We start from the raw sequence: 17904 nt of genomic DNA, 5'->3' as shown, positions 1-17904 counted from the left end.
ATTAACAGTCCTGTTGTAGTGCATTTAAAATAGCACAGGGCTCTGCGCGTAATGTGTAATCACTATTAACAAAAGCATAAATCACATGACCTTTTTGGTTAATGATATAGGTGGCAGGTAGAGGGAGTTGATAGCTATTGTCTCCATTGGCAGCAGGGATATCTAAACCAAATTGTGCATAAATAGGTTTTAATCGCTCATCTAATGTAAACACTAAACCTAATTGCCTAGCAACTTTGTTACTCGTATCAGAGAGTACATTAAAGGCTAATTCATTCTTTTCAAAAGTTGATAATGATGCATCAGGGAGCTGTGGCGATATCGCAATCAGCTGAGCATTTACGGCTTTAAACTCAGGAAGCATCTCGTTGAGGGCTTTAAGTTCTAAATTACAGTACGGGCACCAGCCACCGCGATAAAAATTAATAATGACGGGGCCTTGCTCTAATAGCGTAGATAGAGTGACGGGTTCATTAAGGTGATTATTTAACGTAAAATCATTTATTGACTGGTTTAGTTTTAAGGCATTAAATTCAATATGCTGTGCAATTAAATCTTCAGTGGTAGCATCCATAAGCGCGAGAATGTCGCTAGGCACTTTAGCAATTTTGGCTAGGTTGTAGTCGTCTATTTGTGCTTTTAAAGTCATGATTAGTTTTCCTGTTTATCATTTAATATAAGCGAGTATAGTGTTTGGTTTAATTAAATAAACACTGTAAAAACGAAAGCTTAATTCGAAAAATTCAAACGCTTTAAAAGGGTTGGTTATGTACAGCATTAGTGATTTAGAAACATTTATAGCGATTGTGGAAAATAAAGGTGTGTTAGCTGGGGCAAGTGCACAAGGGCTTTCGCCTGCAACAGTGAGCCATCGGTTGGCTAAGCTTGAGCGAGAATTGTCGACGGTTTTAATATTTAGAGATAGTCGCCGTATGCGTTTATCCCCAGAAGGGAAGATATTTTACCATCGTATCGGCACCATCTTGGAAGCGTTACATGATGCGGAACATAGTATCGGTGCTCGAGGTTCTTCTGTTAGCGGTTTGCTCAGGGTGACTATGCCTCCTTGGGTCTTTTCGAAGTTTGTAATGCCCAAATTAAGCGAGTTTGAAGAACGTTACCCTGATTTACAGTTAGATTTTTTAATTTCTGATAACTTCGTAAATGTTGTTGATGATGCTCAGGATATTGCTATCCGAGTTGGAAAACTGAATGATTCAGGGTTACTTTCGCGCAAAGTAGTAAATAATCGGCGTATTCTATGTGTAGCACCAAGCTATGTAGAAAAGCACGGCATGCCTACTAGTTTTTCGAAGTTAGTCAATCATTATTGGGTCTGTTTACCTTGGCAGCGTCAATTAAAGTTACTAAATGAACAACAGGAAATTGTAAATTTGAATGCCAAAACACGGTTTACGATTTCTAATTCTGACAATATGACACAAGCCGCGATTGCTGGACATGGCATTGCCATAAAGTCAAAATTAGCTATCGCAGAAGAGTTACAAAGTGGTGCATTAGTAGAAGTGTTACCCGGTATTTTGGCTGACGATGATGCACCTGTATGGTTTTTAAAACCGCAAAATAGTTTAACAACGCAAAAAACAGAAGTTTTCTATGCTTTTATGAAGTCGATATTTGAATAATAACGCTCTGATTAAAGCGATTGTATTTAATTTGTTACTTTTTTGCACCCATAATAACGACAATTTAACAATTAACCTTGTAATTGGCGCTAAAACTCGTAGTCTTAGCGTATTCATATTAACAAGGGGCAGTTAAGGATGACGCGAGGAACAAAAGTAACGACTACATTTATTGAATTGTCTGCACAACTACGACGATTTGTATCACGAATAGTACTACCTGACGATGTTGAAGATATCGTACAAGAAACCTTTGTTAAAAGTTATGAAGCCGATTTAAAGCAAGATATAAAATATACTCACAGTTATATGCTAAAAACGGCAAAAAATTTGGCGCTTAATCACATTGCGAAATGGGATAACCAATATAATGATTCTCTTGATAGCAGTGATGATTATCAGCAAAATTTATCATCGATGCAGTTAGAAGATGAAGTTACATCTAAAGAGCGATTCTTACTTTTTTGCAGAGCAACAGAGCAATTAAGTCAACCAGTACGTAAATGTTTTATATTAAAAAAAGTCTATGGCATGAGCCAAAAAGAAATTGCTGCGCAAATGAATTTAAGTGAAAGTACTGTTGAAAAGCACATTGCCAAAGGGTTACTAAAAGCAATGCAATACATGCAGCAGCAAGAACATCCTTCAGAGTCTGTCGCCGATAAAGACACCCCTACCAGGAGGGTAGGAAAATGAGTAATATTCATCAATTTTCATCAAAAGACGCAATTCAAGCCAAAGCAAGCCGCTGGATAAGTGCTATGGATCGTGGTTTGTCGGATACTGAACGTGCCGCATTCCAAGTATGGGTAAAGGAAAGTAAAGCACACCAAGACGCTGTATTTGAGCTTGCCCAATTGTGGGATGAGTTGAGTGTATTGAATGAATTGAGTAGTCTGTTTCCTAATAAACAAGTGCCTTCACAGCACAGTGCACCGCGTTTTAGTTTTTCTGTGGCTGCGAGTATCTTTGCTGCTATGTTGGTTGCCAGTTTTATGTTTATCGGCATTGAGCATTGGCCTAGCGCTCCACAAGAGCAGGCTAAATATAGCAAAATTTATCGCACTAAAGTGGGTGAGCAAGCAACGTATGTGTTGCCCGATAGCACGATTGTTCAGCTCAATACCAATAGTTTATTAGAAGTGGCCTACACACAAAATCGCCGACAATTGATTTTAACGCGCGGTGAAGGGCGTTTTAATGTGGCAAAAGATGCATCACGACCTTTTAGTGTCATGGCGGGTGATAAATCGTTTACAGCATTAGGGACTGTCTTTAATGTACAACGCAATGCAGCTTCTGATTTAGAGTTGGTTGTAACTGAAGGCAAAGTGATGATCACAGACCCTGCGGTTGAAGTAAATGCAGAGCACTTTGTGCAATTACAAGATGCAAGTAACGACACACTTGAAGTAAAAAATATTAATGCCAGTATTGTGATCTCAGGTGAAAAAGCATTAATAAAAGAAAGTATCACTAAGCCGATTAAACAATTAACACAAGATGATGTTCAGCGAGATTTAGCATGGCAACATGGTATGCTAATTTTTAATGGAGAACCCCTGAGCGAAGCGCTGCAAGAAGTAAGTCGTTACACTGCTACGCGCTTTGAACTAACGGATCCAGCGTTAGCTTCACTTAAAGTTGCAGGTGTTTTTAAAGCGGGTGATATTGCTGGTTTACTTGATAGCCTTAAATTAAATTTAGCCATTGATCATGAACGATTAGGTGAACATATTGTTAGCCTAAAACATAGCAATAACAGCTAAGCATGCCTACTTACTTGTTTAAATAAAGTGTTGTAAGTTACGATGGTAAAACTAAAAAGTAAAAAAATAATCAATAAAAAAATAAAATTACGTAGCGGATTTTTCTTCCTCAACTGTTTGTATAAGTTGCGCAGTAACCAAACATACACCCATTGTGGTCTATCAGTATTTGCATCGATAGCATTGAGTTTCAATGTACACGCAAATACTGTCCAGTCACAGATGGTGCAATTTGATATAAAAGCGCAGCGAGCAGATCTAGCACTGATTGACTTTGCAAAACAGACAGAACAAACCGTGGTTTTTTCATTTGAACTGGCAAAGCAGTACCAAGCCCAATCAGTATTTGGTTATTACACTCAGTTAGATGCATTAAATACAATGTTGCAAAATACTGAGCTCGATGCGGTTGTTGATCAAAATGGTTTACTGAGTATAAAACTCAAACAAATCAACAGGAATGATAACAACATGATGAAGCTTTCAGGGGTCAGTGCAGCTGTATTACCACTTTTAATGGCAGTTAACAGCCAAGCCGTTAATGCACAAGAAGAAACAGCAAAAGAAAACATCGAAAAAATTGCCATTGTCGGCAGCCGTGTAGCGGGCCGTTCAGTTGAAGATTTACCTGTTCCAGTTGATATTTTAAGTGCCGAAGCGCTTGAAAACACAGGCCAAACCGAAGTTGGCCGTATGTTACAGTCTATTGCCCCTTCATTTAACTTTTCAAGCTCGTCAATTAGTGATGGTACCGATGCATTACGCCCTGCGACATTGCGTGGTTTAGGCCCAGACCAAACACTCGTCCTGATCAATGGTAAGCGTCGCCATCAAGCGAGTATTATTCACATCAACACTTCAGTGGGGCGTGGAACTGCGGGTACAGATATGAATGCGATCCCAGCTTCAGCGATTAAACGTATTGAAGTCTTACGTGATGGTGCGGCCGCACAATATGGCTCTGATGCAATCGCGGGTGTAATTAATATTGTTTTAAAAGATGCCGATGATGGTGGTAAAGCGGCCATTAATTATGGTCAATATTCTGAAGGGGATGGCGAAACCGTCAATCTTGATTTTAATAAAGGGTTTGCATTAGGTGATGAAGGGTATGTAAACGTGACTCTTAATTACAGAGATCGCGCCCCGACTAACCGTGCTGGTTTACATGGCTCTTGCCAATTTTATGGTTGTACAGAGCTAAGTGACGGTACTTTATTGGCTGGTGATCCACGCGAGTTAACAGCGGATCGTAATACCTTTCGAATTGGTGATGCTGATTCACAACAATTTGGTTTAACTGTCAATACCGGGTATGAACTTGGCGATGGCGAGCTTTATGGTTTTATTACTTACTCAACGCGTGATAACGAATCGGCTGCGTTTTTCCGTCATAATGCAAATGCCGGTGGTAATCCAGTATTGCAAGATAACGATGCGACAATACCGTTAGGTTTCTTACCAAAAATTAATACGACTATCGACGATATTTCGTATAACTTCGGCTATAAAACACAGTTTGATAACGACGCAAGCTTAGATTTATCCTATACCTACGGTGAAAACAGCATTGGTTACACGACGAGTGACACAATTAATGCATCTTACGCAAACTTTTTACGTTATGACCAAGGTTTAAGTGCTGCTGACATACGAGCGACTATCCCACGCGAGGCCTATGCCTATGGTATGGAGTTATCACTTCAAACAATCAATCTTGATTTTACGCAAGATTTTGATGATTACTCATTTGCAATGGGCGCCGAAATTCGTACTGATGAATACCGCATTTTAGAAGGTAATGAATACGCATACCGCGATTACGATACAAATAACGGGGTAAGTATTTACAACGGGTTAAGTGGTGGTGTAGGGAGTGAAAACGCATCTGGTGGCACACAAGGGTTTGGTGGTTCATCTCCAGCGTCATCTGTTGATGAGTCGCGTGATGTAATTTCATTCTATATAGACGCAGAAGCGTATGTGATAGACGATGTAATTTTATCGGGCGCACTTCGCTACGATAACTACAAAGGCTTTGGTGATACTGTTAACTTTAAACTGGCAGGTAACTGGTCAGTAACTGATGATATCTCACTTCGTGGTGCGTTGAGCTCAGGCTTTAGAGCGCCGTCTATGCAGCAGTTATACTTTAATAATATTAGTACGCAGTTTGTTGTTGGGCCTAATGGTACATTAGTTGCTGAAGAAGTGGGGACATTCAGAAATGATTCAACACTTGCGCAAAGTTTAGGTATTCCAAAACTGACAGAAGAAAAATCTCAAAATCGCAGTTTAGGTATTGTGTATAACGTAACAGATAACATTAATGTGACGGTTGATTACTACTCGATAGATATTGACGATCGTATTGTTATCAGTAATCGTTTAGGCAAAGGGCTTTCTTCTAGCTTAGATGCCGCACTAGTTAGCTCTGGTGCAGGTGCGGGCCAGTTTTTCTTAAATGGCGCTGATACTGAAACGCGTGGTATCGATTTTGTAGCAACATGGAATACAGAAGGTTTAGGCGGAACACTTGATTTTACACTTGCTGCTAACTTTACTAAAACTGATGTTGTATCGTTATTTACACCAGCAGGTTCAGGTTTAGAAACAGTGCCGGTTGAAGATGTATTCTCAGATCAAGAAATTTCAATCATTGAAGAATGGCAACCAGAGGACCGGATTAACTTAAGTGCGCTTTATCAACGCGATGATTGGACGGTTAATTTATCGCTTAATCGTTTTGGTGAATACACGGTTAAAGATGGTGGAAGCCAAACGTATTCAGCAGAAATTTTGACTGATATTAAAGTGAATTACTTTGTTACAGAAGACCTATCAGTCAACATTGGTGCTAACAATTTGTTTGATGTCTATCCTGACAAAAACAAAATAGGTAATTCACGTTTAGGCACCATTGTCGATGCAAATGGTAATACTATTGTTAGTAGCCCTGGTGTATTTGAGTATTCACGCCGTTCGGCTCCATTTGGCTTTAATGGTGCTTATTATTATATCGGCGCAGAATACCGTTTTTAATAAATAACTTTCCTATTGTTATTTAATATTCAAAGGGCTGAAAGGCCCTTTTTTCGCTTTGATCTGTCATAAAAAATTCACTGTTTTTTAAAGATAAAATCTTCAATACTATCTGGACTAGACCAGATTGAGTTGGAAATTACAATGAATGATTATTTACTACTAACCCCAGGGCCGCTAAGCACCTCTGATACAGTAAAAAAAGCGATGCTAAAGGATTGGTGTACGTGGGATGATGAATATAACCAAGGTGTAGTTCAAGCAATCCGAGCTAAGCTGGTGGCACTTGCTACTGCACATCCAGGTTACACCAGTGTGCTAATGCAAGGCAGCGGGACAGCGAGTGTGGAGTCTGCTCTTGGCAGTTTAATAAAAAGCAGTGATAAATTATTGGTTATTAATAATGGGGCGTATGGTGAGCGAATAGGCGAAATTGCTACCTATTTGAATATTAATACACACATTATCAATTACACCGAAACCCAACTACCAAATGTAACTGATATTGAAGCTGTTTTACTAAACGACTCTGATATTACGCATATAGCGATGGTTCACTGCGAAACAACCACGGGTATGTTAAATCCAGCCGAAGCAGTGGGACAGTTGGCCAAAACGTATAACAAGGTGTTTGTTTTAGATGCAATGAGCAGTTTTGGCGGGATCCCTTTCGATTTGGCCGATTGGCATGTTGATGTGATGATTAGCTCGGCAAACAAATGTATTCAAGGTGTACCAGGTTTTGGTTTTGTGGTTTGCAAACAGCACATTATAGCGCAAAGTGAAGGCGTTTCACGTTCCCTTTCTTTAGATCTCTTTGCACAGTGGCACTGTATGGAGAAAAACAATGGTAAGTGGCGTTTTACTTCACCAACTCATGTTGTACGGGCTTTTTATCAGGCATTAGTCGAACTTGAAGAGGAGGGAGGGATCACAGAGCGTTATAAACGTTACAAGGAAAATCAGCATATTCTTGTCGCGGGAATGAAAAAGCTTGGTTTTTCTCCTTTATTAAATACGTCAGTGCATTCACCGATTATTACTTCGTTTTTATCACCAACAGGACAGGGTTACGATTTTAAAACGTTTTATAATACACTAAAAAATCAAGGGTTTGTGATTTACCCTGGTAAAGTGTCAGATGCGGATTGCTTTCGTGTTGGTAACATTGGCCATGTATTTGCAGCCGATATGCATCGTTTGATTGACGCCGTTGCAAGTAATCTTTATTGGCAAGATACAGTATAAATTGAGCTATAAAAGCGATATTAGACGTATCGCTTTATTGGCCTTCGACAATCATTTCAATCGCATTGTGTAACCAATATTCAATATTATGATCAACCAATTTTTCTTGCTCATCAAAACGCTGACGCACTACTTTTAAGCATGGTGTACCACTGTTTTTTTCAAGCATATCGCAGACATCGTCAGGAAGCACCGTTACGCTAATAATGCTCTGTTCTTTTACTACATTTGTTGCATACTGTTTGGCCATGATCTCGGTAATTGAGCTATTTAACGAATGCTTATTAAGACCGTCAAAGCGCTGCGCATCACAAAAAATGTCTTCAAACATGACTGCACGATTGTCTAAGCTACGCACTCGCTGCAGATGATATAGGCTCTGTGCGCTAAAAATATCGGTAAAATTAATATTATCAATTTTGTTCGCACTCACTAAACGTGTTTGTGCTGTGAAGCCTTGCTGCTTAGCAAGTTCGTAGAAGTTAACTTTTGTTGCGGGATGCCATTTTAGTTTATGTGGAGTGACAAACCAGCCTTTTCGTTTTTGACTATAAATTAATCCTTCTGCTTCTAATCGGATCAATGCCTCACGCACAGTGATACGTGTAGAGTTGAAGTGCTCTTGTAAAGCCCGCTCTGATGGCAGCTTACTGCCCGTGGCAATTTCGTCTTGCTGGAGTAGGGCGAGGATATAATTGCGAATTTCTTGAAATAAAAGCATAGTTTTATGTTTACCGTTCATTGACTTGAGGTGTGAATAATTAACCCATCTCAAACGACCACTGTTAACGCTTATAGCATTCAGTTTATATTATTAAATCAGTATGTTAATAAATATCTTAACCAAAATTCAGGTTAATTATTTGCCAGCTTAGTTTAGGGGCAGTTTATCTTTCTAGGTTAAATTTTTTTGCGTATGCACTAACGTGCTGTAAGTGCAGCTCAATTTTTTGTAACCAGTATGACAGAGCTGATGTAACCATATCTGGATCTTTACCTGCATCATCGAGATGACGTAATGTAAGTAAATCTTCAAAGTCAGGTTGGTTTTCAAAAACCTGTTGCTGATGTTTTGTTAATCCATCTCCTTGTTGCTGTAGTGTTTTTCGACTTGCGGTTGACAGTAAAGCACGATAGCACTTTGAAGTTGACACCAAATAACGCTTGGCCTGCACATGATATTGCACCATCCGGACCACTGCATGACTAAAATTGTGAGCTTTTAAAAAATCAGCTCCAAGCTGGCTATGATGAATATAGCCTTGTTGATTCATATCTGATTTTTGCTGGTGCTGTGCAATTAAGTGGCCAATATCATGTAAAAATGCGGCAATCACAATATCATCCTTGTGACCTTGGCGTTGCGCTAATGAGGCACATTGTGCACCGTGAGCAAACTGCGAACAGGCTTCATCGTAGTGAATATTCCCGTAAGTGAGATATAAAAAACTAATTTCTGCTACTGTTGAAGCAATGGCAGGAAAATCTTGTTTAGACATTGTATATTACCTGAGTGATTGCATGTCAACTTTTGCTGCACTACCGCTGAGTTTAGCTAAGTAGCAGTCTATTTTATGCGGTTGCAAGTTTAAATCTTCAGCCAACTCTTTACGGCGAATAGCATTACGCACAATATAGGCGCCAGCGGTACGAATAGGCTCTATTGGGAATTGCTTAAGCGGCTGATTTACTAATCCGCAGTGTTGCCATTGTGGATTATTATTAAGCACCATAGCTGAGAGTATTTTTGCGCCTAAATAAGATTGAACAATACCATTACCAGAATAACCACCAGCATAAAGCACTTGCGGATGTGCGTTTAAATGCCCGAAAAAAGGAAAGCCAGTGGCACTTCTGTCAGATGGCCCAGTCCATGTGCGTTCGATAGGCAGTTCATGCCCTTTGAAAAAATGAGCCAATGAGCTATTAAGTAATTTTTTATAGTGACTTGGCTGATCAAATTTGGGATGTACTTTATTGCCATAACTGAAAAAATTTCCACCTTTGCCAAGCATTAAACGCCCATCTGAGGTGCTGCGGTAATAGTTAACAAAAGTACGAGAATCAATAATTGCACTACCATGATTTAACTTGAGTTGCTCGAGTACATCAGGTATTGGTTTGGTGATGATCATGTCACTTGAAACCAAGACTACAGAGCGAGAAAACTGGTTTTGTAAAGTGGGTAGCCACGCATTAACAGCAAAGATAAGGGTATTACAAACTAACGCCCCTTGATTGGTGGTGACATTTATTGGCTCATGGTCATGATGCTGTATATAACGACAATGCTCAATAACATCAACCCCCATTCGTTGGGCAACACGCTTAAGCCCTCTGACTAATTTTGCTGGTTGGATACTGCCGCCATTAGCAGAAAAATGAGCATGCAAATTTTGTTTTGAGCCTGTTTGTAACAGTTGCTCAGCAGTGCACTTCTGCCAAGAATTGAGTTTAAACTGCTCTAAACAATCCAGAGCGTTATCAAGCAAGCCCAGTTGTGCACGGTTAGAGGCGGTATAAAAACATCCGTCGATTCTGCAGTCACAGTCAATACCTTGTTCTTTTGTGAATGCGCTTATTTCATGCACGGCTAGTTCAGATTGCTTAACTAAAAATAGCGCGTTATCTAAACCAACGAGCTTAATTAGGCTAGGAAGCTTTGTTGACCAGGTTAGCATTGCGCCGCCATTTCGCCCAGATGCGCCTTGGCCGCATAATCCTTGCTCAATAATGGTTACTTTTTTTGTAGGATGTTGTTGTTTAATATTAATTGCAGTCCAAAGGCCGGTGAACCCGCCACCAATAATGCACACATCAGTGTGGTGCCCTTGGGGTAATAAATGAAAAGGCGCAGCGGCCTCCTCATTTATAGCGCTATCAAACCAAAAAGGTTGATATGTCATTAAGGGCGCTCTCCACGTGCAAGTCTTGCTTCAATTTGCATAAGAATAGGCTCAATATCAGCGAGTGAATCAATCACGTAATGTGCGCCACTGTAATAAAGTTGTTGGTAGGCTGTACGAGTAAGTTCATCTTGTTCGGTTTGTGAACATGCTTGCCATTGTGACTCTGTTAGGCCCACTGCATTGCCTGTTAATGCAACGCCGACTGTCCACATTCCGGCGTTTAAGCCTTCTGCAATACCAGGTGCTGAGTCGTCGACTTTAACGCAATGTGCGACATTGCTGATCCCCAATACATTTACATTTTCAAGGGCCATCCAAGGACCTGGGCGAGATCCTGCTGATAATTCATCGCTGCCCACGCTGTGATCGGGTTTATAACCATATTCAGCCGCCGCAACTTCTAATATATCCATAACTTGGCGAGGATAACCTGAGCAACTGCCTATTTTCAAACCTTGTTGCTTTAAGCGATTTAACACCGGTAATACCCCTGCGATTGGCATTGCTCGCTCAGCGACTTTGGCTTTTTGTAATGGCATAAAAGTCTCGTAAATATGATCAATTTGGTCATTACTCATAGGCGCACCAAACTGTGTTTGCCAACGCGCTTTAATATCAGCAAGTGATCCTAATGTTGCGATGTGATCCCATTTACCCATACCCATTGGAATGCGCGCTTCTTGTAAACTGATTTCGAAATTAAACGCGGTTTTAAATGCTTCAACAAAAATGGTGGTTGGAGCAACTGAGCCATGATCAACAACCGTGCCGGCCCAATCTAAAATGAGTGCTTCTAACTTTGTCATAATGTTCCTTAAATATTTATAGAGGCCAATGTTGGCGAAGGTGCTTTTTGTGTAGATAAACGAATTGAAAAGTAACTTAACGAGCACAGAACTAAAAACCCAGCCACAGTGCCGACCCAATAACTGGCCGTAATAAAGAAGTTCAGCCAACTGATTTCAGGCATTACAAAGGTACGATAGAGTAAAATGCCCACAGAGCCTAAATAGCCAGCAGAGTCGGCTAGATATATTAAAAACCCTGCGTTAGCTGTTGAACCAACGGCAGAAATCATTCGATCAAATAAGAAGCAGTTATAGGGAATGTAGCTAATATAAAGGCCTGCACCGAGTAACACCATCCAAGCTTTGGCGCTAAGTAATTGGCTTTCAAAAGCCAAAGTGCTGCTTATAAGTAAGCAAGCACCAAATAATATAAATGCATGATTAACGTAAAATGCGGTTTTATTATTTTTCACCAGTACCATTGCGCCCAAAGCGATTAGTACGATGAGTGCCATACGGATCCCCGCATAAGCAAAAATAGCAGGCTCTTGCCCGTACCCCAGTGCTTGCCATATTTCTGCCGCAAAGTTGTCACGAAAATCACGAAAGCCTGTAAAGAGTAAAAAGCTCAATATCAAAGCGCTGATACCAAACCAATAACGTTTAAAAAACTGCCAGCGTGCTTTGGCATCCATAGGTAAGCGCTGTTGACGGGCTTGCTGATCTGCCAAGGTTGGATCGGGCAATAATGTTAAACATTTAACACTCAGTAATAGTATCGGCAAAAAAAGCGCGCCGGTTGCAGCAGGCATCCACAGTTCAGGTACATTTAAAGTGTCAATTAGCCATTTGCCAACACTTCTGACTAAACCAGAGGCGAGAATAAAGGTAACACTGAGCACCGCACCAAGAATTTCAGAGGTGCGCCTGCCTTCTAAAAAACTAAACACAATTCCCCAAATCATGCCAAGCGATAAACCGTTAAAAAACAGCCAGACAATATTAAAACCAACCGGTGTGATGGCAAATAAAATCAGCGATAATTCGGCACCCGCGATCATGGCAATGATCGCTAGACCGCGTTGTTGGTGACGCATTTCTGCAATGACCTTAACGCCAATAAACTTAGCGCATAGATAGCCTAAAACTTGTGAAAGAATTAAAGCTATTTTAAAGCTGACTTGCCAGCTCGGATCGTCAAACTCGGTATAACTATTTGCAGTAAAGGGCTTTCGAAAAGCGTACATACAAAAGTAAGTCATAAACGCAGAGCTGGCGGCGAATAAAACAAAGCCAATACCGTGAGCACGTTTTAGCCATTGTGGTTGAGTAAACATAAAGCAGTCCTTTGCGGGGCATAGCCCCGCACAACATAGAAGTGATCAGAATTGGTAATTAATGCCAATCATGCCACGCACACCGTAATATTCGACTTGCAAAGGGCGACTCTCATCGCCTAAGTAATATTTAAGTGGCTCGTTAGTTAGATTGTTTAACTCTAAATAGACTAATGCATTATCGTTAAGCTGATATGACGTAGTAAAATCAACACTGGTGTTATCGCCATAATAGCTATCAGACTGTGAGTTGCTGCCATGCTCTTCGATATATTCGCCTTTATAGTTAAGCGCAATTCGCGCAGCAAAAAATGAATCATCGTAGTACAAGGTAAAGTTATATAAATTATCGGCTTGGCGTGAAATCGCGACCTTGTCGGCTCTGCCTGGGATGCTCATTTGTGAATCCATAAATGTAGCATTGACCATAACGCCCACACTTTCCAAAGCAGGATTAATAAAGGCTAAGTCACGATTAAAAGCCATTTCAACTCCAGCAAGCCACGCGCTATCCCCATTTTCTGGGCGAATAATATTGACGCTACTTTTGTTGCCAAACTTACCCATTGAACTACTTTGAAAAATAGGGTCGCTGATATCTTTGTAGAACACCCCCGCAGAAATTAAACCGACTCTTTCAAAAAAGTACTCAGCCATAAAGTCGAGATTATTTGAATAAGTAGGATCAAGCTCTGGATTACCAGTAACAAGTTCGTTTTCTGCTTCTAAATAAGTTGCGCCAGGGGTAAGGGAGCCAAAATCAGGACGAGAAAATGAGCGAGTTAACGCTAAGCGATAGTTTGTTTGCTCATCAAAATGATAGGTAAGGTGCAATGCTGGTAACACAGAGAGATAATCGTTACTTGCGCTGCTAGGGATGACTTTATCCTCGTCAGCTAAATACAGGTAACCGTCAACTTTCGTATCGGTTTGTGTTAATCGTAATCCACCTAACATTTCCCACTGGCTATTGAAGGTATAAGTTGCCATTGCGTATAACGATGCGTGCTGTTCACTCACATCAAAATTACGACCAAGTGCACCGCCATTTTCGATTAAAGCAGACTCACTCTTATCAAGTACAAATTTTTCTTTATTTTTATTCCAAAATTGTGCCAAAGCATCAGTTGCGGCAACCTGCGAAAATTGACTTTGATAGTCAACATTTAGCTCATTTAAGTAGTCATTTCTGCCTGGTTGGTCTGACAAACTAAAGTCACTTAATGTAGGTGCTACGCCATACTGAGCTTCATCCCATGCGTAAAACTCATCACTAAAACGCGCTACGCGTTCTTTATCACGATATTTAGCACCTACTTTTAATATTAAATCGCTGTCTAGTTGCCATTCAAAATCTGTGCTGGCGACAATTTTATCTTTTTCGTTAACGAATACTTTATAAAGCTCTACCCAAGAGAGCTTTGCTTTACTGGGATCGAATGAAAACCCATTGGGTAAGTGATTACTGATTGCATTCCAAGGATCGCTGCCGTTATCAACCGTGTTATAGGCATAATTTTTACCCGTTCCACGGTCTTCTAGCCCTTGATAGCCGACATCTTTTTGATCAAATCGCACGACAAAATAGCTGTTGTCATCGGTATTAGGTGTATCACCATAACGAAACTCGTTTTCGTAACTAGAGAGTTTCCATGAGAGGGTTTTGTCGTAACCGAAGTAGTGCTCACCGGCAATCTCGAAACCGGTCATTTCAGTAATTAATTCATTTCGAATATGTTGTACTTCTGCGCGGTTTTTATCAAAACGCATGCGGTGTTTATAATGCGTTTCATCATCTATTAGTGTGCCATACATAGCTGTAGCACTTAACGTTCCTTGTTCGAGCTGATATTCAATAGCACCATTGAGGCCATAGGTTTCGCGTGTACCCGTGTAATCACGTAGCTCTAATCGATAAATACCTAAGCCGTCATTACCACGACGAGGTTCATAGTTATCAGTAGCCCAATCTCGTTGCCAAGCGGTCGCATTAATTAAGAACCCTAACTTGTCATCAAGGAGTCTGTCTCCGTAAAGCACATTAGCGGAGTAATTTGTACCATCAGCTAATTCATTTTGGCCAATAGCAAGATTGGTATTAAATACAAAATCATCGGGTGCTTTTTTGGTTACAAAGTTTACGTTGCCGCCAATCGCATCGCCTTCAATATCAGGTGTAAGCGCTTTAGATACTTCGACAAACTCGATGAGTTCACTAGGGAAAAAGTCAAATGCAGTGGCGCGGCTGGTGGTTTCTTCCTCGGCGGTAGGTAAACGATCGCCATTTATACTTGCAGAGCTCCACTGTGCTGGTAAACCGCGAACGGCAACAAAGCGACCTTCGCCTTGATCTCGCTCAATTGATACACCTGGGATACGTTGCACAGCCTCAGCAGCATTTCGGTCGGGGAGTTTACCAATCCCATCTGCAGAAATAATATTTTTAATGCTTTTAGCATTTTTTTGGTTATTTGCAGCGGCCATTTCACCACGTTGAATGTGTCCTACGGCAATAATTTCTTCAATAGCATTATCGTTTGTTACTGCGAAGAGGGTGATTGGTTTTAGTTTTTTTACCTCATCTTCTGCAATATTTATATCAATTAAATAAGGTTGATACCCTAAGTAAGATACTTTTAATTGATAACTACCCGCATCAAGCTTAGGTAGTTCAAATTGGCCTTGATAGTTGGTAACCGTACTTTTATCAGTGCCTACAATGCTAATTAACGCACCTGATAAATGTGTTTTGTTATCTTTAATTGTACCTACAAATGTTGCGTTTTGAGCAACTGTATTATGGGTAACAAGTAATGCACTGGTACTTAGTAATATTGCCGTTGCTATTGCATGTCGTTTCATTATTAGTTCAGCCTCAAGTTTAAAATATCTGGTCTAGACCAGTCTTGTTAAAGCTAATAATAAACGGCTATCTTTACAAACATGTGACGAAAAGATTTATTTATGAAAAAGGGCCGAAAGGCCCTTTTATAGTTTTTAGTGGGAGGTGAGTGCTATAGGGTAATTATTATAGTCTTTAATATTATTCATTACGGTCACTAATGTTTGATGTGTACTGTTTTCGTTCGCGGCAATTTGTACGGTAGTAATTTCATATTTGGCTGCGAACATGGCGAGATTAGTTGCAACTTGGTCTAAATCAATTAACCGTCCGGAAAAATATACCGCATTACTTTGGTCAATGGTGAAGCGCGCATTTTTAGATTGCTTATCTATTTGAGGGTTATCTACAGGGCGTTGTAACTCAATACCTACGGGTTTAACAAATGAAGTTGTAACAATAAAAAAAATTAATAATATAAACACAATATCAAGCATGGGCGTCATATCTGCCTCGGCGTTATTTTGTTTTACATGTTGTTTATTTCTCATAATGGAACCTTATTATATTTATTAAGTTTAAATAAATGCTGCGGCGCCACAGCGGTATTAGGTACCTATTAGTAAGACTAGTAGAGTGAAAATGAGCTGTGGTTAAATAAATATTTTATTTTTATTAATTCTTTGCGTTGCATTGTTATAAAAGTTAATTTTATGCGGGCATAAAAAAGCCCAGCGTGAACACTGGGCTTTGTATAACAAGTTTGATTAATGCTTTTGCATACGGCTCATTTCTGTATGGCAGCTTTGCATTGTTAACAGTACTTTTGATAATGCAGCTTCGCAATCATGTGGCTGTGGTTTTTGCATGGCTGACTTTATTTCTTCGAGTGTTTTGTCTTCTACTTCTTCTAGCTCTTTAACGTAGGTTTGGTCGTTATTTGAGCTGAACTTAGTAATAAGCGCGGTGTAAGCACGGCGAGCTTCAACAGCAAAAGAGGAGCCATCTTCTCGTTCACCTTGTTCATTAATAGCGTAAGGTTGTAAGCTTTCAATGCTCACTTTACGTGCGTCGATCATACGTTGAAAAAGTGCACCTATGGCAGGATCTTGAACTTTCTCCTGAGCTTTTTCATAAAAATCGATGCCGCTGTTCATTACTTGGATAATGTCAGTGATATGATTTACTTCTGTTCCTTGATGGGTATTCATAATGTTGACCTCTTTAAGTTAAATGAATATTAAAGTTCAATTAACTTAAAGCAATGGTCATTCCATTATTTTGTTTGTGTTATACGTTTGATTTTAAAGCGTTATTTTAATTTCTCAGACTCACTTAGAAATAGACGTAAGCAAATTTTACACAGGAGTATGTAAGACTGTTACTTTAACTCATCAGCAACTTCAGCTACTTTTTGCCTTAACCAAATATGACTTGCGTCTCTGTGCAGTAACGGGCTCCAGATCATATCTAACTCAAAAGGTGGAATTGGGAAAGGAGGATCGAGGATCTTTAAACCTGGGTCATCTAAATAAATATTGGCGGCCTTTGAGGGTAATGTAGCGACTAAGTTTTGCTCTTTTGCTAAATGAATTGCGACATGGTAATTACGTGTAAAAGTGGCAATGTTACGATGCTTACCAAAGTGGGCGAGTGCTTCATCTACCCAGCCCAGTTTTTGCACATCTTTAGGATCCATGCCAACACCCACACCAAAGCCTGTTTTACTTACCCAAATATGCCGTGCTTTTAAATAACTATCTAGACTAAAACTTTCAATTATCGGGTTGTCAGCCTTAACTAAACAACAAAAGCTATCTTTCCATATACGTTTATGATGAAACGATTGCGGTAAATTTTCAAAACGATTGATCGCCATATCGACCTTACCATTTTCAACATCATGAAAGGTTACATCGCTTGGAGTCAAAATGTCTAAAGTGGTGTCAGGTGCTTCTGTATGCAGCTTACTGAGTAGCTTAGGCGCAAGTGTACTGGCTGCGTAATCACTAGCCATAATACGAAACACGCGTTTACTTTGGCTGGCTTCAAACTCGCGGTTAGGAGCAAGTGTCTCTTCGAGTGTCATTAATATACCGCGGATCACTGGCTGTAATTCAAGCGCTCGCTCTGTGGGTACCATACCATCACTTGTGCGAACTAAAATGGGGTCGTTAAATAAGTTACGTAAGCGTTTTAGGCCATTGCTCATTGCAGGCTGTGTGATGCTCAGTTGGTTTGCGGCACGCGTAACATTACATTCGCGTAATAACGTATCCAAATAAACAAGTAAATTTAAGTCTATTTTGCTGATGTTCATTGT

The 17904-nt window shown here is 40.0% G+C and carries 15 protein-coding genes; 5 read left to right on the top strand and 10 right to left on the bottom strand.

Going from position 1 to position 17904, the window contains the following annotated elements:
• Position 1: 1 nt before the first annotated feature.
• Positions 2 to 649, bottom strand: a complete 648-nt coding sequence (locus HJP15_RS16045) for a peroxiredoxin-like family protein (protein ID WP_054203532.1) — start codon at positions 647 to 649, stop codon at positions 2 to 4.
• Positions 650 to 767: 118 nt separating this feature from the next.
• Here HJP15_RS16045 and HJP15_RS16040 point away from each other — a divergent pair, with 118 nt between their 5' ends.
• From HJP15_RS16040 to phnW, 5 genes are all read left to right on the top strand, one after another.
• On the top strand, positions 768 to 1646 hold the full coding sequence (locus HJP15_RS16040; RefSeq protein ID WP_054453388.1) for a LysR family transcriptional regulator: 879 nt from the start codon (positions 768 to 770) through the stop codon (positions 1644 to 1646).
• Positions 1647 to 1784: 138 nt separating this feature from the next.
• On the top strand, positions 1785 to 2342 hold the full coding sequence (locus HJP15_RS16035) for a sigma-70 family RNA polymerase sigma factor (RefSeq protein WP_170174133.1): 558 nt from the start codon (positions 1785 to 1787) through the stop codon (positions 2340 to 2342).
• Positions 2339 to 3415 carry a FecR family protein gene (locus tag HJP15_RS16030; RefSeq protein ID WP_054453390.1) on the top strand — a complete coding sequence of 359 codons (1077 nt, stop codon included), beginning with the start codon at positions 2339 to 2341 and terminating at the stop codon, positions 3413 to 3415. Before HJP15_RS16035 ends, HJP15_RS16030 begins: the two co-directional genes overlap by 4 nt.
• A gap of 42 nt (positions 3416 to 3457) precedes the next feature.
• Positions 3458 to 6457 carry a TonB-dependent receptor plug domain-containing protein gene (locus tag HJP15_RS16025; protein WP_249365881.1) on the top strand — a complete coding sequence of 1000 codons (3000 nt, stop codon included), beginning with the start codon at positions 3458 to 3460 and terminating at the stop codon, positions 6455 to 6457.
• Positions 6458 to 6601: 144 nt separating this feature from the next.
• The gene (gene phnW / locus HJP15_RS16020; protein ID WP_170174132.1) at positions 6602 to 7705 is read left to right on the top strand and encodes a 2-aminoethylphosphonate--pyruvate transaminase; all 1104 of its coding nucleotides are present in this window, start codon (positions 6602 to 6604) and stop codon (positions 7703 to 7705) included.
• A 34-nt stretch (positions 7706 to 7739) separates the two neighbouring features.
• Here the strand turns inward: phnW and HJP15_RS16015 are convergent, their stop codons facing one another.
• The 9 genes from HJP15_RS16015 to HJP15_RS15975 form a co-directional block, all read right to left on the bottom strand.
• Positions 7740 to 8426, bottom strand: a complete 687-nt coding sequence (locus HJP15_RS16015; RefSeq protein ID WP_170174131.1) for a GntR family transcriptional regulator — start codon at positions 8424 to 8426, stop codon at positions 7740 to 7742.
• Positions 8427 to 8592: 166 nt separating this feature from the next.
• Positions 8593 to 9204, bottom strand: a complete 612-nt coding sequence (locus tag HJP15_RS16010; RefSeq protein WP_170174130.1) for an HD domain-containing protein — start codon at positions 9202 to 9204, stop codon at positions 8593 to 8595.
• Positions 9205 to 9210: 6 nt separating this feature from the next.
• A complete protein-coding gene (locus tag HJP15_RS16005; protein WP_170174129.1) occupies positions 9211 to 10611 on the bottom strand; it encodes an FAD-dependent oxidoreductase in 1401 nt (466 codons plus the stop codon).
• On the bottom strand, positions 10611 to 11420 hold the full coding sequence (phnX, locus tag HJP15_RS16000) for a phosphonoacetaldehyde hydrolase (protein WP_054203539.1): 810 nt from the start codon (positions 11418 to 11420) through the stop codon (positions 10611 to 10613). Before phnX ends, HJP15_RS16005 begins: the two co-directional genes overlap by 1 nt.
• An 8-nt stretch (positions 11421 to 11428) precedes the next feature.
• The gene (locus HJP15_RS15995) at positions 11429 to 12739 is read right to left on the bottom strand and encodes a DUF5690 family protein (protein ID WP_170174128.1); all 1311 of its coding nucleotides are present in this window, start codon (positions 12737 to 12739) and stop codon (positions 11429 to 11431) included.
• A gap of 45 nt (positions 12740 to 12784) precedes the next feature.
• Complete coding sequence (locus tag HJP15_RS15990) at positions 12785 to 15601, bottom strand: TonB-dependent receptor (protein WP_170174127.1); 2817 nt, start codon at positions 15599 to 15601, stop codon at positions 12785 to 12787.
• A gap of 135 nt (positions 15602 to 15736) precedes the next feature.
• On the bottom strand, positions 15737 to 16132 hold the full coding sequence (locus HJP15_RS15985; protein ID WP_054203542.1) for an ExbD/TolR family protein: 396 nt from the start codon (positions 16130 to 16132) through the stop codon (positions 15737 to 15739).
• 216 nt (positions 16133 to 16348) lie between these two features.
• Entirely contained in the window at positions 16349 to 16792 is a 444-nt protein-coding gene (locus HJP15_RS15980) for a ferritin-like domain-containing protein (RefSeq protein WP_054203543.1), read from the bottom strand.
• Between the two features lie 170 nt (positions 16793 to 16962).
• Entirely contained in the window at positions 16963 to 17901 is a 939-nt protein-coding gene (locus tag HJP15_RS15975) for a LysR family transcriptional regulator (protein ID WP_054203544.1), read from the bottom strand.
• Positions 17902 to 17904: the final 3 nt, after the last annotated feature.

This window comes from Pseudoalteromonas sp. NEC-BIFX-2020_002 (assembly GCF_013002825.1).
GTDB classification, from domain to species: Bacteria; Pseudomonadota; Gammaproteobacteria; order Enterobacterales; family Alteromonadaceae; genus Pseudoalteromonas; species Pseudoalteromonas neustonica.
This window is presented reverse-complemented; position numbering and strand designations above follow the sequence as displayed.

What these genes read in the sequence shown, in the direction of transcription:
- HJP15_RS16045 (WP_054203532.1), bottom strand. Translation starts at nt 649, where the DNA reads ATGACTTTAAAAGCACAAATAGACGACTACAACCTAGCCAAAATTGCT.
- HJP15_RS16040 (WP_054453388.1), top strand. Translation starts at nt 768, where the DNA reads ATGTACAGCATTAGTGATTTAGAAACATTTATAGCGATTGTGGAAAAT.
- HJP15_RS16035 (WP_170174133.1), top strand. Translation starts at nt 1,785, where the DNA reads ATGACGCGAGGAACAAAAGTAACGACTACATTTATTGAATTGTCTGCA.
- HJP15_RS16030 (WP_054453390.1), top strand. Translation starts at nt 2,339, where the DNA reads ATGAGTAATATTCATCAATTTTCATCAAAAGACGCAATTCAAGCCAAA.
- HJP15_RS16025 (WP_249365881.1), top strand. Translation starts at nt 3,458, where the DNA reads ATGGTAAAACTAAAAAGTAAAAAAATAATCAATAAAAAAATAAAATTA.
- phnW (WP_170174132.1), top strand. Translation starts at nt 6,602, where the DNA reads ATGAATGATTATTTACTACTAACCCCAGGGCCGCTAAGCACCTCTGAT.
- HJP15_RS16015 (WP_170174131.1), bottom strand. Translation starts at nt 8,426, where the DNA reads ATGCTTTTATTTCAAGAAATTCGCAATTATATCCTCGCCCTACTCCAG.
- HJP15_RS16010 (WP_170174130.1), bottom strand. Translation starts at nt 9,204, where the DNA reads ATGTCTAAACAAGATTTTCCTGCCATTGCTTCAACAGTAGCAGAAATT.
- HJP15_RS16005 (WP_170174129.1), bottom strand. Translation starts at nt 10,611, where the DNA reads ATGACATATCAACCTTTTTGGTTTGATAGCGCTATAAATGAGGAGGCC.
- phnX (WP_054203539.1), bottom strand. Translation starts at nt 11,420, where the DNA reads ATGACAAAGTTAGAAGCACTCATTTTAGATTGGGCCGGCACGGTTGTT.
- HJP15_RS15995 (WP_170174128.1), bottom strand. Translation starts at nt 12,739, where the DNA reads ATGTTTACTCAACCACAATGGCTAAAACGTGCTCACGGTATTGGCTTT.
- HJP15_RS15990 (WP_170174127.1), bottom strand. Translation starts at nt 15,601, where the DNA reads ATGAAACGACATGCAATAGCAACGGCAATATTACTAAGTACCAGTGCA.
- HJP15_RS15985 (WP_054203542.1), bottom strand. Translation starts at nt 16,132, where the DNA reads ATGAGAAATAAACAACATGTAAAACAAAATAACGCCGAGGCAGATATG.
- HJP15_RS15980 (WP_054203543.1), bottom strand. Translation starts at nt 16,792, where the DNA reads ATGAATACCCATCAAGGAACAGAAGTAAATCATATCACTGACATTATC.
- HJP15_RS15975 (WP_054203544.1), bottom strand. Translation starts at nt 17,901, where the DNA reads ATGAACATCAGCAAAATAGACTTAAATTTACTTGTTTATTTGGATACG.